The 15602-nt window shown below is 32.4% G+C and carries 8 protein-coding genes; 7 read left to right on the forward strand and 1 reads right to left on the reverse strand.

What is annotated here, in order from left to right; genetic code table 11:
* Positions 1–2 precede the first annotated feature (2 nt).
* Together QYF49_RS23205 and QYF49_RS23210 are read left to right on the forward strand one after the other, a co-directional pair.
* Complete coding sequence (locus QYF49_RS23205; RefSeq protein ID WP_290401964.1) at positions 3–614, forward strand: ABC-three component system middle component 1; 612 nt, start codon at positions 3–5, stop codon at positions 612–614.
* Entirely contained in the window at positions 607–3207 is a 2601-nt protein-coding gene (locus tag QYF49_RS23210; RefSeq protein ID WP_290401965.1) for an AAA family ATPase, read from the forward strand. The genes QYF49_RS23205 and QYF49_RS23210 overlap by 8 nt, the downstream gene beginning before the upstream one ends.
* A 25-nt stretch (positions 3208–3232) precedes the next feature.
* Here QYF49_RS23210 and QYF49_RS23215 read toward each other — a convergent pair whose 3' ends face one another.
* Positions 3233–3586 carry a hypothetical protein gene (locus tag QYF49_RS23215; RefSeq protein ID WP_290401966.1) on the reverse strand — a complete coding sequence of 118 codons (354 nt, stop codon included), beginning with the start codon at positions 3584–3586 and terminating at the stop codon, positions 3233–3235.
* A gap of 1059 nt (positions 3587–4645) precedes the next feature.
* On the opposite strand from QYF49_RS23215, the gene QYF49_RS23220 reads away from it, so the two are divergent.
* The 5 genes from QYF49_RS23220 (at position 4646) to pglZ (ending at position 15490) form a co-directional block, all read left to right on the forward strand.
* The gene (locus QYF49_RS23220) at positions 4646–5242 is read left to right on the forward strand and encodes a BrxA family protein (protein WP_290401967.1); all 597 of its coding nucleotides are present in this window, start codon (positions 4646–4648) and stop codon (positions 5240–5242) included.
* Between the two features lie 2 nt (positions 5243–5244).
* A complete protein-coding gene (locus tag QYF49_RS23225) occupies positions 5245–5787 on the forward strand; it encodes a BREX protein BrxB domain-containing protein (RefSeq protein WP_290401968.1) in 543 nt (180 codons plus the stop codon).
* Between the two features lie 12 nt (positions 5788–5799).
* Positions 5800–9378, forward strand: a complete 3579-nt coding sequence (brxC, locus tag QYF49_RS23230) for a BREX system P-loop protein BrxC (RefSeq protein ID WP_290401969.1) — start codon at positions 5800–5802, stop codon at positions 9376–9378.
* Positions 9379–9425: 47 nt separating this feature from the next.
* Positions 9426–12890: a BREX-1 system adenine-specific DNA-methyltransferase PglX gene (gene pglX, locus QYF49_RS23235; RefSeq protein ID WP_290401970.1), complete on the forward strand. Its 3465-nt coding sequence runs from the start codon at positions 9426–9428 to the stop codon at positions 12888–12890.
* An 89-nt stretch (positions 12891–12979) separates the two neighbouring features.
* Positions 12980–15490 carry a BREX-1 system phosphatase PglZ type A gene (gene pglZ, locus QYF49_RS23240; RefSeq protein ID WP_290401971.1) on the forward strand — a complete coding sequence of 837 codons (2511 nt, stop codon included), beginning with the start codon at positions 12980–12982 and terminating at the stop codon, positions 15488–15490.
* Positions 15491–15602 lie beyond the last annotated feature (112 nt).

Below are 15602 nucleotides of genomic sequence, written 5' to 3' on the forward strand. Positions count from 1 at the left end.
AAATGAAATTGAATACTGTTAAAGACTATTTACATGCTAATGGATATTCAGAGAAACCTTTTATGAAGAAGAGTGCAATTATTAACAGTGAAGGAAAAAGGGAGATATCAGAAATAAATATATTGCCTTTTAAGCATATATTTATTAGTCAAAGTCAGAAAGAGGTCTATATTTTAGAAGAAAAAGAATGTCTATTTACTTCTAATGAACTTGAAAAAATGGACAACTTGATACTCACATTCATTCAATTTTTATCAAATAAAGATGCTATTAAATATAATATAAATCTGGTTCTATTATGCCCATTTAATAAAAAGCAGGACCAAAAAGAACTTCAGAAAATGTTAGGATTTGAAAGAAATAAGTATACATGCAGAAAAATATTTTTAGATACTTCTAGCAAAGATTTTAGTGAGGAGATGGCAATATTACCCTCATTTCCTTTAGATGTTCATCTAGTATTAAAAAGTACTCAAATTGATAGTCTTTCCAATAAAATAAAAGAAGTCATGGATGATAATTTATATTCAGCTTTGTTAAAGGATGCTGAAGAACTTACCCTCAACCAGGTTCTTGTCGCGTTAAACAGCAAGGGGGAGGCACACAATGAGTAATGGATTTTTAATTAAAAAAATTTATATTAAGAATTTTAGAGGATATTCCGAAAAAACATTTGCTTTTTTTGAAGCTAAAAAAGAAAACCGAGGTTTAATTTTGCTTAGTGGCTCAAACGGATATGGAAAAACCTCTTTACTTGATGCAATTGAATGGTGTTTTACAGGTACGATTCATAGATTAAAAGAAGATTTTTATGCCAGAAAAGACAAGAAAAGTGCCAAATTGAAGAAGTGTCTCATTCGACATAATGGGCATCGTGAAGATGTAGTTGTGGAAATACACGTTATATATAGAGGAGAGGAATTAAATATAAAGAGGGTTTTTAAGAAAGAAGATGAAAGTCTTGCTTTTGAACCAGATAATAGCGATTTCTTAGTTAATGGAAAGAATCTAAATGCACAAAAAAACATTGATTATGTGTTAGATGAACCAATAGCTAAAGACTTTTACGAACGTTATACCTGTTCTTATGAAAAGAATTTAAGGGTGTATGAAAAAAGCAGGGAAAATATTTATGACATGTTTTCTTCTTTCTTTGGTGGGACAAAAGACATTGAGACCATTATTAATAATTTAGATGGGGATAAGAAAAATAAGAAAATCAAGGGTATTATTGATCAATTAGATTTTAAAATTAAAACAGAAAACGTACCAGATTACCAAAAGAAAAAAGAAAAGTATGAGGAAGCTGCTGAAGAACTTAATAACTTACTAAACGTAAAGCAAGGTAGTGATATGGACCAGTCTGACAGTTTATCATATCCAAATCATTTTTATTTTAAGGATGAAGTGGTTCCCGAGTCTATTATAGCTTCAGAAGCAAATTTAGAGGAAAAAGTTAAAGATTTAAAAAAACAAAGAGTTTATATCCAAAATATAAAAATAATAAAAAATAAATTTAGTGTGATTAACTTAGCTAATCAATATAAAGAAAATTTAGAAAAACAAAAAGAACATGATGACTTCATTCTAAGAATTTATCGTCCATTCCAAGAACTAAAACAGGAAATAATCAGTATCCAAGGTAAAACGACAGAAGTGATTGAAGATGAGAAGCAAGAATATCGTTCTTATCAAAGGGAGCTATTAAAGGCGTCGAAATCATCCATTGAAGGAATCAAGGTTCTAAAAGAGCTTAGTACTAAAATAAATGGAATTGATGATGAACAGATTAGAAAATTTCAGTCTGTTGATTTTTTATTAAAGGAATGTCATTCGTTTGAAGAAAAGTTAAAAGGTTTTAGTACTGCAGATGATGAATTAAATGCTTTAAGAGCTATTGTGGATCATAAACCAGGGTTTGAAATTCATAGAAATAAGGGATTTAAAGAATGCCCTTTATGCGGTAGTGAGGAAAACTTTGCTAATGAAAATGTCATTCTAACAAAGATTGCTAAAGATATTCTTGGAGAAATAGACACTAAAAGAAATGAACTTCAGTTAAAGATTAATGAGTGTCAAAAAGAGATAAATAGCATATTTCAATTTTTTTATCGTTACCTTAGCATCACCTTCACAAAAAAATTAGACGAATTAGATAATTCAACAAGAAATTTTGAGATGGCAAATGAATTTATAAAGTACTGTAATCTTTATCAATTAAATTTTCACCATGTTGATGAACATAAATTAAAACAAAAGAAAAGTGACTTGGAAAACAATCTGCTTAAAACCGAGGAATTCATAGCACTAGAAGAAAAAATAATGAACGATTTAGCAGATGAAAATGAAGAGCTTTTCGGAATGATGAGCAAACATGGTAGGAATCTGAAAAGAGAGGAATTTCAACTACTAGATACAAACGGGAAGATTTACGGTATTCAGTTGTTTTTAAAGGAATATCTAAAAGTAAAAGAGGCTTTCCCTGTTACGATGAACTTGGAAGAAATAAATCAAATGGATATTGAAAATAAAATTTTAATTCTTGATAATTGGATTTTACATATTGAAACTGATGAAGCATTAAAACTAAAACGGAAACAAGTACTTGCTTTAGAGCAAAGTTATAAAGAGAGCGAGGGAGTACGCCTTCAAAAAGAAAAGGAACTAGAAAAGTTAAAAGAAGTTCTTAAAGAATTAAAGCATTTAAGAAATCATTGGGACAAAAAAATGGTAGAAAGTATAAAAGAACCTCTTCAAAAAATATATAGGAGAATAAATCGACATACGAATATCCAAGATATAAACTTGTTGATTGAAGGTAAAACAACCCCAATGGCAAGTTTAAATGCAAATGTGAACGATGAGGAAGTTCCTGCTACAAATATATTAAGTGCTGGGCAACTTTCCGTCATGGCATTAGCGATTTTTCTTACCATTTCGATGGGACAAAAGGATAATGAGTTTAAATGTTTCTTTTTAGATGATCCAATACAGACAATGGATGATTTAAACATATTATCATTCATCGATTTGCTTCGTACAGAACTGGCTGAAACAAACAAAGACAATAGGTTTATCGACCAACTATTTTTTACAACTTGTGATGAAAATTTGGAAAGGCTCATTACACATAAAATGAATAGTTTTGGGGTTAATTACACTCATATCCATTTTAATGGTTATGGTGACTCTGCTGTACTAGTATAAAAGACGTGTCATTTTGACACGTTTTTTATGATGGTTGCACTGTTCTTCCTCTAAGGTGGATGGATATGAGACAAAATAATTCTGGCAAGGAGTTGCTGGTTAAATTCACCATCAAAGACTTTGAACCCTCTCTAATAACATTACATTGAAAATCCTCAATACCCATAATAATATGAGCTTGTTTATCTTCTCCCATTACTCGTTTAAACAGGTCTAAGGCATCTTCTAAGTTGGTGCTATATCTCCAATGTCCAAATGAGTATTGTTCATTGTACCAATCAGTCCCTCCATCTTTACAGAAACAGCTAAATCTTAGAATTTCCCTTGCAATAAATAAATCTTTTTCGTAGGTCGTCATAGATTCCCATATCTTCTTCATTTTATCCTCCCCATTATAAATATTATGTGGATAGCATAGCTTAGTTATTAACATTCCGAATATTCCTTATTCTCATGCATATGCAAGAAAAGTTAGTGAAAGGTCAGTTTGTTAGAAAAATTTTAATACTATATTTAATTTTGGGTGAAAAGACCTTTAAATAAATTAATGGAAGCTTCTTTTTTGATTTCATGGAGGTAAACATATTTCGTGATTTGACGTCGGTATGACCAAGAAGGTCCATAATTTGTCCGTGAGAGACACGGGCTTTGGCAAGAAGTGAAGTATGGGTTTGTCTTAAACCGTGTGGTGTTTAATCTTCGTTTAAGCCGACTACTATTTTTCATGCGGTCTCGAACTTTTTTAATCACGATAGGTTTGCCGTATTGTCGTTGCATTTTGGCAAAAATAAAATCTTGGTTATAATAAGCATCTACTAACCGCTCAATTACCTCTTCTTGTACCTTTTTAGTTCATTCAAAGCATCGATGACATCTTCATCAACAATGATTTTCCTTCGTGACTTTCTCGTCTTAGGAGTAACCAATTGATATTTCAGCGCGTTGTTGCTCGGATTGTAACACGTTTTCGTGATGCTGATGGTATGATTAACAAAATCAATATCCTCTACTTGAGAGCGATTAACTCCCCGGCTATGTATAGAAATTTCATATACCCATCAATTTAAGGCTAATATTCCCTGCTTAGAAGTTTTACATTTTTTAGAGTATAGGAACAGCTTTGTTTGATATAAATCAACGATTAGTATTGCAATGGGTTTTGTGAGTATTTTTGAAAAACATAATAATAAGTATTTCAAAAGTGAAAAAGATGACTATTGTTGGTTTCGCACAGTAGTCATCTTTTTGTTACCTTTAGTAGTTATCGAATGTGGTTTACCTTATCCATTTACGTATTAAAAGTAAGCTGACGGTCTTTGGTTCTTTAATGAACATACATACAGAAGCTCCATTAGATAATTTGAATAATAAATTAATTCATTTAAAATGGAAATTATAGATATAATTTACCTAGTGAAATTGAAACGAGGGAATTCTGATGGAATATTCAGCCGGTTTTACAAGCGAAGGATGGTTTCAACAGGAAATAGAATATGTTTTAGACCAACTTCACAAATGTTTTAGGCGTGAAGAAATAAAAAGCAAAGTAATTGAGGAAAATACGTTTTTATTAAGAAGTGAATCGACTATTAGTAAAAGGTTTCAAATGGTTTATCGCAGAGCAAAGACATTATATCCCACATTATCTAAATACTATTTTAATGGCACCAATTCTGATCAAAAAGCACTGTTATTATATAGCTTTCTTAAATGTTATCGATATGCCTACGAAAATTTCTTTGAATTGATTGTTTATCGTTATCAGCATAAGAATGGAACTTTACAGGTTTCAGATATGAGTTTTTACATGGAAGAAAAGGAACAACAATCAGAAAAAATCGCAAATTGGCATATAGCTACAAAAAAGAAAATCAACAGTACACTTCTATTAGTTTACAGAGAAAGTGGTATGATTGAATTAGTAGAAGATGAGTACAAAGTCTCTCCTTTACATGTGAGTCAAGCTCTTAAACAGTATGCTGAAGAACAGGACGTTTTGTTAAAAGCATTAATAACATTAAAGGCAGGTGGTTAAGAGTGACCATATATAAACGATTAGAACAATTGGAAGAACGTATAAATGAAGAAGGGTTTACGACACCAAAAGGGATTGGCAGTGAAATTCCACATTTTGTTTTTGATTATCCTGCTGAAGATGAATTAACAGTACGTACATATGTTGAAGGATTATTAAAGAGGGCAACATTAAATATAAAAGAAATCAATCTTTTTGAATTTCTTATTAGCTTGTTTAAAGATGATTTAGAAGAATTAATCACTATTGCTGAAGAAGAAGGCTATACAGAACTTTCCCAGGCCATTCAAACTGTTTTAGAAGATCAAGATTTGTTGGTGAACGCATTCATTGAAAAAACGGATAACGTGGAATTGATTTTTATAACAGGTGTAGGAACAGTACATCCATTTATTCGCTCGAGTCATTTACTTAAAAAATTATCGAACCATGCATTTAGAACACCGCTTATATTATTTTATCCGGGTTATTTTTCTGGAGTAGATTTACGTCTATTTAACAAATTCCGACATGAAGATGAATACCAAATTACAAGGATTTCATAAGGAGTAGGAACAATGATTATTCAAGAGATTTTTGAGAAGAAAATTGACCGACCAATTAATGGTGTTGTACAAGCAGGTCAAATTGATGAAGATACAATTCAAACCGAGTTAGAAGAATACGTTGTGACAGCAGAAATTTTAGAGAGCTTAAAAGGATTTTATGAAAATTATGAGAAGGCGTATTCAACACCAACGAAAAATGTGGGTGTGTGGATTTCTGGTTTCTTCGGTTCCGGTAAATCACATTTCCTTAAAATTTTATCTTACTTATTGGATGGTAAGAAAGTCGGGGAAAAAACGCCATTTGAATACTTTAAAGATAAAGTTTCTGATACCACACTTTTAGATACAATGTCTCGGATAGAATCAAAACCCTCAGATGCATTATTATTTAATGTTGGTTCTGAAGCAGGAGCTAGTGCAGCACGTGGTACGAAAGAAAGTATTATCGAAATTATCTTACGTATTTTTAATGAACATTTAGGTTATTCCAATACGCTATGGGTAGCGGATTTCGAACGACAACTAGCTAATGACCAAAAATATGATGCTTTTTGTTCGAAAATTGAAGAGTTGCATAACGAAAAATGGCAAGATTTCCGGACTAAATTCCGCTTGAGATATGCAAAAATTATTGCTGCACTTTGTGAAATTGGTTATGAACTAGAAACGGCGGATTTCCTAGTAAAATCAGCACAAAAGGAATTTTCAATTTCAGCGGTTCAGTTAGGTAAGCTTGTTGCACAATATTGTAAATCTAAAGGCTCCGACTATCGCTTAATCTTTTTAATTGATGAAGTTGGTCAATATATCGGTACAGATAATAACCTTATGCTTGATTTACAAAACGCTGTAGAAGAAATTGGTGCTGCTGCAATGGGACAAGCATGGATTGCCGTTACTTCTCAGGAAAAGATTAAAGACGTTTCTAATATGAATGCAGCCAATACAAAAGATTTTTCGAAAATTCAAGGGAGATTTGAAACACGGATAAATTTATCGAGTTCAGATACAGACGAAGTTTTAAAACGCCGTTTATTAGAAAAGACAGAAACGGCTTCGAAAACATTAGAGTCCATTTTTGAACCAAATGAGCAAATAATTCGTAATCGCCTTTCTTTTGATAAAGATCGAACACAATATCGCTCAGGCTATCGTTCAACTGATGAGTTTGTTGAAACATATCCATTTCTACCTTATCAAGTCGATTTATTGCAAGCTGTTTTAGAGAAAATTGGTATACATGGTGAAGGAAGTTCTTACGCTTCAAGAGGGGAACGTTCATTATTAAAAGCTTTCCAAGAAGCAGCGATTTATAATGGCCAAGAAGAGTTAGGCAATCTAGTAACGATGGCGGAGTTTTATTCAACTATTCGTCAACATTTAGAATCAGCTATCGTTCAGACAATTTCGAGAGCTGAAAACCGAGCAAAAAATTCGGAAGGTCTTGTTGAATATGATGTTGAAGTATTAAAAGTATTGTATTTGATTAAAGGTATAGACCACATTAAAGCAACATCAAATAATATTTCAACACTTCTTTTAGAAAGTATTCAGACTGAGAAAAATGAACTTATAATTAAAGAATCATTAAATCGTCTAGAGCAAACGATGTTTATTGAAAAGCACGCAGACGGTACGTATTCATTCTTATCAGATGAAGAACAAGAAATTAATAAAGAAATTCGTAACGTTGATGTTAATGCTATCAAAATTAAAGAAAGATTAGGCGATACATTTTTTGAGAAAATGTATCCAAACGCTAAATATAACTATCAAAAGGGAATGCTTTTTGATTACAATAAACGTTTTGATAATTATGCAAAAACAAATATGAAATATCCGTTAACAATGCAAGTCATTACGGGTGGGTTAACTACAACAGAAGCTGCTTTACAGGCTATAGAAGGACAAATGGTTATTTATTTAAATGAGGAATTAATTGCAGAAGCAGAAGAAGCCATTCGTATTTCTGAACAAATACGTCGTTATGTGAATTTAAAACGCAATCCAAGTACAACGCAGGCACAGCATCGTATTTATGATGCGAAAATGGACAGTATTGGTGACTATGAGGTAAAGGCAGAAGAATTATTACGAAAAGCTTGTGAAGAAGCAACAATCTTCATTCAAATGCAGGAGCGTACATTCCGAGGAAATTTTGAAAAGCAAGTAACAGACGCTTTTGATATGTTAATCCAAAGCACATACAAGTATTTAGAATACATTGATGAACCAATTCAAATGAAAACATTCAAAGAACAATGGAGAAACCTAGCTGAGAAAGGTATTTCAAATGATTTACTAGGTGAAACAGGTAATGCTAAAGCTTATAACGAAGTATTACGCCATTTAGATGAACTCATTCGTATGCATCAGAAACCATCGTTAAAGGACTTTATTGATAAATATAATCAGGTCCCTTATGGCTGGAGTGACTACGATACAATTGGCATTGTCCTAGCTTTAATGCAGTCCGGTAAAGTAAAGTTAATGATTGCAGATGAACACTTTACACCAACGAGTTCACCTCAATTTTATGATAAACTTGCTCGAACAACAGAGCGAGATAAAATACGTGTTATTCCCGAAATTGAAGTGGATCCAAAAGTTCGTCGTGATTTCATTGGATTATATAAAGATTTGTTTGGACGAATGGATATTGGGGATTCTTATCAAGAGTTTGCGAATGCAATTCAAACTGCAGTTAAGAATTATCTTATCCAACCATTAGAGGAAATTGATGACCGTCGAAAGAAAACTATATCTTCTGAGTTCGCTTATCCTGAAGGAGCAAAAATTAGTTCTTTAAAAATTGATATTCTCCGATTAACACAAATTCGGGAACCAGAACAACTTGTAAAGGCATTTATTGATGCCGAGGATGATTTATACGATTGGCAAGATGCGATTGAACAGTTAGTTGGTTTCTATTTAAAAGCACCAATTGAACGGTTTGATGAAGCAGTATCGTTTTTAAATCAAGCTCAAAATGATTTACGGTATTCTCAATCACAAAAGGTAAACCTGCTAAAGAAAAAAATAACCGACATTTTAACAAAAGCATCACCATATAGTGAAATTCCTCAATTACCTAGTTTAATTGAAAAGCTCGATCAAGCAATTCAAGAAGAAGTTACAGAACAAAAACAAGGTCTTGCAAGTCAAATTAAACAACTAGAGAAAAAGATAGATGATTTAAAAGATTATTATTCAAATAACGAAATCATTATGGAATTAATAACCGATAAAATGCAGAACTTCAAAATGCTGCAACAAGAAATTCTTAATAGTAGTAGCCTAATCACGATTCAAATGAATTTGACGAAACTACGTACAGTAACAGAAACAATTCAGGAAGAAGCAAAACGTAAAGAAAAAGAATTACTACAATTAAAACCGCCAGCACCAGACACACCTACTACGGTTATACGTGAAAAAGGAACAAAAATTATTTCTTCAATCGAGTTAAAAAACATGATTTCACATACAAACATCGAAACACAGTCTGACTTAGATGCTGTACTAGCAGAGTTACGGTCACAGTTATTAAAAGAACTAAAAGAAAATACATTAAAAATTGAATTATAGGCATTGGAAGGGGTTGTCCCTTCCTTTGTTGTAATGAGGTGGAAAAAGTGAACAAAACGGAATTGAAAAACTTTGCTATTCAATCACGTCGTCAATTAATTGATCAAGTAAAAACAAAAGCACTAATGTACGGTATTGATGAAAAGATTGATCTAGAAATTCAAGAACAATTTGGGCAATTAATGATTAATGATAAGCCATACCCCCTCTATATGAAACCAGCATTCACCTCATTAAAAAATCAGCTTAAACAAAAAGGTTTTAAGCAGTTAGTTGAGGAAGTTGCCTACACATGGTTTAACCGTATTATTGCCATTCGTTATATGGAAGTACATGATTACTTACCTGAAAAGGTAAGTGTGTTGTCAAGTAGTGTAGGACGAGTAGATCCTGATATTTTATTTGAATATGAAACAATGGATTTACCAATAAAACAAGAAGAGATTCGAGAATTATTACATGTAGGGGATACAGAAGGTGCATATCGCAAGTTATTTATTGCACAGTGTAATGCATTAAATAGTATTTTGCCATTCCTATTTGAACAAATTCAAGATTATACGGAGCTTTTACTACCAGACTTTTTACTTGATGCAGAATCAGTCATTAAGGTACTTGTTCAAAATGATGAATTAACGAATAGTTTTGATGAAATTGAAGTGATTGGTTGGTTGTATCAATATTATATCGCAGAAGAAAAGGGCCGAGTATTTGCTCAAAAAAGCAAATATAAAAAAGAAGAAATCCCATTTGCAACACAACTCTTTACACCAAAGTGGATCGTGCAGTATATGGTACAGAACTCACTTGGACGCTACTGGACTGAGGCACATCAAGAAGATGAAGATTTAATCAGTAATTGGAAATACTTCATTAAGCATGAAGAAGAGGATTTCCGCGAGAAAATTGCTCCGTATGTGAATAAAGAATTAAGAGTAGAGGATATTAAGCTGCTTGATCCTGCGATGGGTAGTGGACATATTTTAGTTTATGCCTTTGAAGTATTCTATCAAATTTATGAGAAGTGTGGTTACCCAGAACGTGATATTCCACGATTAATCATAGAGAACAATTTATATGGATTAGATATTGATGACCGTGCATATCAATTAGCAGCATTTGCAGTAGTAATGAAGGCCTCTTCTTATTCTCGTCGTTTTTTGCGTAGTGTTGAACGAGAAGGTATTAAGTTAAACTTGGCATCTATTCAAGAAACGAATCATATTTCAGATGATGTGATTGCGTATATTGCTCAAGAAGAAGAGGGAGAGCTATATAACCAAGTAAAATCCATCATTGATCAATATCATAATGCTAAAACATATGGTTCGTTAATTAATATCACAGAACGGGATATTTCATTTATTGAAGATCGATTAGAATATATTCAAAATAATCCCGTAGAAGATTTGTTTTACGGGGAACAGCATGATATTGCGAAAGAAATATTACCAGCATTAGTTAAACAAACAAAAATTATGAAAAATGAATACGATGTTCTTGTTATGAATCCTCCATATATGGGTTCTACTAATATGCCGAAGGATTTATCTCAATTTTTGAAAATAAACTTTGATGATTCAAAATCAGATTTATTTGCTACGTTTATACAAAAGTCATTTGAATATGTTAAACCATATGGTATGAATAGTATGGTAACTATGCAATCTTGGATGTTCCTATCTAGTTATGAGAACATTAGAAGAAAAATTATTACTGAAAAAACAATTATTAATATGGCTCATTTAGATAGTATGGTAATGGGCATTGCTTTTGGTACTGTAGCTACAGTTATTCGAAATTATTTAATATCTGGTTATAATGGCGTTTATTTTAAAGTTAATTATAATAATGAACAAATATATCCTTTTAAAGATTTAACTTTCATGAATGTTAATGCAACAAAATTCCTCGATATTCCTTCTGCACCGATTGCTTATTGGGCAGATGAAAGTATCTACCATGCATTTAAGAAAGGTGATTCTATTACGAATTATGCAGAAACATTTCAAGGTATAATTACTGGGGATAACGAAAAGTTCCTTAGATTATGGCATGAAATATCCGTTGATAAAATACCTTTCAATGTAAACGATATGGATTTAGTTAATTTAGAAAAGACGTATTGGATTCCTTATAATAAAGGTGGGTACTTCAAAAAATGGTATGGAATTCAAGATTATGTAGTAAATTGGAAGAACGGACCTGATGATAAAACTAGAGGTAAAAAACAATTCTCTAAGTATTATTTAAAAGAGTATGTTGCTTGGTCCTATACTGTTCATGATGCTATTGCTGTTCGCTATTATCCTACTGGTTTTTTATGGGATGTGCGGGGTTCGGGTTTAATGGATTTTACAGATATGAAATATTATTTACAAGCACTTATTTCTAGTAAGGTAGGGATAACTCTATTTCATGTATGTAATTCTACAATTAGCTTTCAAGTAGAGAACGTATTACAATTACCAATAATTTATGAAAGTACTTTAAAAGAAAAAATAGATTCTTTAGTTTTAGAATGTATTGAAATAACGAAAAAAGATTGGGATTCATATGAAATAGCTTGGGATTTCTTAAAACACCCCTTATTAAACTATGGAAAAGATTTATTAAATTCAATTTATAGAAAATGGTGCGAAGAAACTTCATCATTTATTAAGCAACTTAAAAATAATGAAGAAGAAATTAATAAAATTTTTATTAATATATATGGTATGAATAATATTCTGGATTCGTATGTAGATGATAAGGATATTACAATAATGCAGAGAGAAATATCAAAAGATGTTCGGGATTTTATTTCCTATTTTATAGGATGTATGATGGGACGTTATTCTCTTGATATAGAAGGTCTTTTATATGCAGGTGTAAATTGGAATGAAAACAACTATACTTCATTTGGACCAAATTCGAATGGAATCATTCATTTTACCGAATCACCATACTTTGAAAATGATATTATTCTTCGTCTTCGCGAGTTTCTTTCATTTGCATATTCACCAGATACAGTAGATGAAAACATCCAATGGCTAGCAGCAGCACTTGAAATGAAAAAAGATGAAGATGCAGAAGCTCGCTTGCGTCGTTATTTTTTAGATGAATTCTTTGTAGAACATTGTAAAATTTATCAAAAACGTCCCATTTATTGGTTGGTCGATTCTGGTAAACAAAAAGGGTTACGTACGTTGATCTATATGCATCGATACCAACCAGATACAATGGCGACGATTCGTTTTGAGCATTTGCAGGAAATTCAAGCCAAGTATCAAAATGAAATTAATGATTTGGAAAATCGATTAGTGAATCCAAACCTATCAGCTAGTGAGAAGAAAAAGCTAACAGCAGAAAAAACTTCTTTTGAAAAGAAAATGGATGAGTTACGAGGGTTTGATAAACGTTTAGCTGAGATAGCTAACGAAGAGATTGAAATTAGTCTAGACGATGGTGTGAAAGTGAACTATGAGAAGTTCTATCGTGGTGGCAAAGGTGTATTAGCGAAGATTAAATAAATCATGGCCTTCTTACTTTGGTAAGGAGGCTTGTTTAATATTAAGGTATAATTAAAATTATTAGCAAATATTCATAATGAGGTGACACAATGAATGTCATTGAACTGTTAAAAGAGCGAATAGAGGACGAGCTATATAAAAAAAATAAGCCGCGCACGGTTATTTTTTGGTATGACGAGCAAGGAGAATATTCTGTTTCTGATTTAGAAGAAACATTAGCAGAGCAACCGATTCATATCCGCCAATTAACACGCAATAATTTCTTTACTCTTAAATTAGAAATCGAGTTGGAAAAGAAAAGGGATTCTTTTTTATTATATGCTGATTTTGCAAAACCAGCGATAGAAGACAACTTTTTACTGGATACGGAGCTTTACGGTACAGAGTTTAAAGCTGATACGAATGCTTTACTTGCAGAGCAATTACAAGTAAGTGATGCTATTTTAAGACCTTTAATAAAGGAATATGGAGAGTTTTTTAAAAGTGCGGAGCGTAAAAATAAATTAAAGAAAGTAGTACCGCCAAATGCTAGTGAACGTGATATAGAGTATGCTATGTTAGCTGTTCTTACAGGCGCACCCATTGCAAATATGGAAGAGATTACTCGCCATTTATTGTTGCGTGGCTTACAAGAAGAAACAAATGAAGTATATAAAGCCATATCAAAACGGTTTAGCACGAATCGTATGTGGGAGCATATTTCGGAATACTTTGGTTTGCATTCAAGTGATTTGACATTGAAGTATTTAATGGAACATGTACTGTATGCGCATTTCAAACTTCATGCACAATTTGAAGAACAGTCATTACAAAAGAAATATGAAACAACACGCGGCAATGTATGTGCTTTATTTATTGATGACTGGCTACATACAAAAGAAAGCGAAGTAGAAGTCTTAGAAACATATATGAAGGAAATCGAACAAAGATTTTCGATTATTGATGTGTTACACGAACGTCCAATCGAGCAATTTGCTGATATTTCAACTTTCCCAATAATTGATCATTTATTGATAAATAGGTTAACAGTGGAATTTCTTCATCAAACATCCAATTTTGATACTTGGAAAGAAATTTTGAATAAGCGTTTAAAAATGCATTGGGCGAAACGAAATGAACGAATTGAACGCTTGTTAAATGTTTTGCTTGATGCAGTTGATTTGACGAAGTATAAAATGTTCTTGAAGCAATATGATACTCGTGAGCCTTTATACGTTCAATACACAAGTGAACTTTACTTAATTGATCAAGCATATAGACGCTTTATGACAGGATTTACGCAATTAGAAAATAAAGAAATGCTAGAAAAACTAGCTGAGCAATTAACAAATTGGTATGAAAATAAATATTTATTGAAAATTGCTCAAGAGACTAATTATCTTTTAGAAAATGCAGAAGTAGGAAAATTACCTAAACAGGCTAAGTTTTATAAAGAAGTTTTACAGCCGGTTCTTGAAAAAGAATCAACACGCGTATTTGTGATAATTTCAGATGCTGTACGATATGAGGTAGGAGCAGAATTAGTTTCTCGGTTAAATTTACGTTCTAATGGAGTTGCCTCTATCAGTCCGCTAGTTGCGAATATGCCAACGTATACACAATTAGGTATGGCATCTTTATTACCCCATAAAGTATTATCTTTTACTGAAAATGGAACAGTATTAGCAGATGACCAACCTACAAATGGATTAGCAAATCGTACTGAAATTCTACAAGCAGCTCATCCAGAAGCAATTGCCTATCGTTTAACAGATTTATTAGATTGGTCAAGAGCGACAGCAGATGAAAATTTAAAAGGAAAGCGTCTCGTATACTTATATCATGATGTAATCGATGCAGCAGGTGATTCTGCAAAATCCGAACGTGCTACTTATATAGCGGCAGAACGAGCAATAAAAGAATTATCAATTGCTGTTGATCGATTATCTAAATTGCAAGCAAAACGAATTTTTATAACAGCCGATCACGGATTCCTTTATCAGTATCCAAGAATTGAAAATGATATTAAAGTAGTGAGTGTTAAAGGTGAAATTATTGATTCGAATCGTCGCTTTGCTGTTGGTCATCATCTACTAGTAGATGATGGAGCTATTAATGTGCCAGATGATTTTTCAACATTAGAAGGTGTTGAAAAAGTAATTGCTAAAGGCGTAAACAGATTTATAGGCGGTGGAGGATTACAGTTTGTACACGGCGGTGCAACACCCCAAGAAGTAATAGTACCACTAATTGATTATCGTCGTACTTCACAAGCGGTTCTTGTTGAAATCAGTGTAGCCATGCCAAAACGTGTAATTACAGGTTTCCGTATCCAAGTGCCAATATATCAGGAACAAAGTATTTCACAAGAATATAAGGCACGAACAATTCGGGCTGCATTTTACCTAAATGGTGAGCGAATTTCAAATGAAATTGAATGGACATTTGATATGGTGGGAGAAAACCATGAGCGCACGGAGCAACTAACATTTAATCTTGTAGAAAGCTATTATCCAACAGGACAAACTTGTGAGCTGAGAATGCTAACAGTAGAAGATGACAAAGTCACACCATATCGCGAGACAGAATTTACGATTCATATGTATAATGCGCTTTACTAAAGAGAAGCTAGAGAACTGATTATTCCGTTCTCTAGCTTTTTTGTCTTATATTTCTCCTAACAGTATCTGGGAGTTTACTATATAATTTAAGCTAAGAGAACGTAAGTATTGA

It is taken from the genome of Fictibacillus terranigra, assembly GCF_030412265.1.
GTDB lineage: Bacteria > Bacillota > Bacilli > Bacillales > Fictibacillaceae > Fictibacillus_C > Fictibacillus_C terrinigri.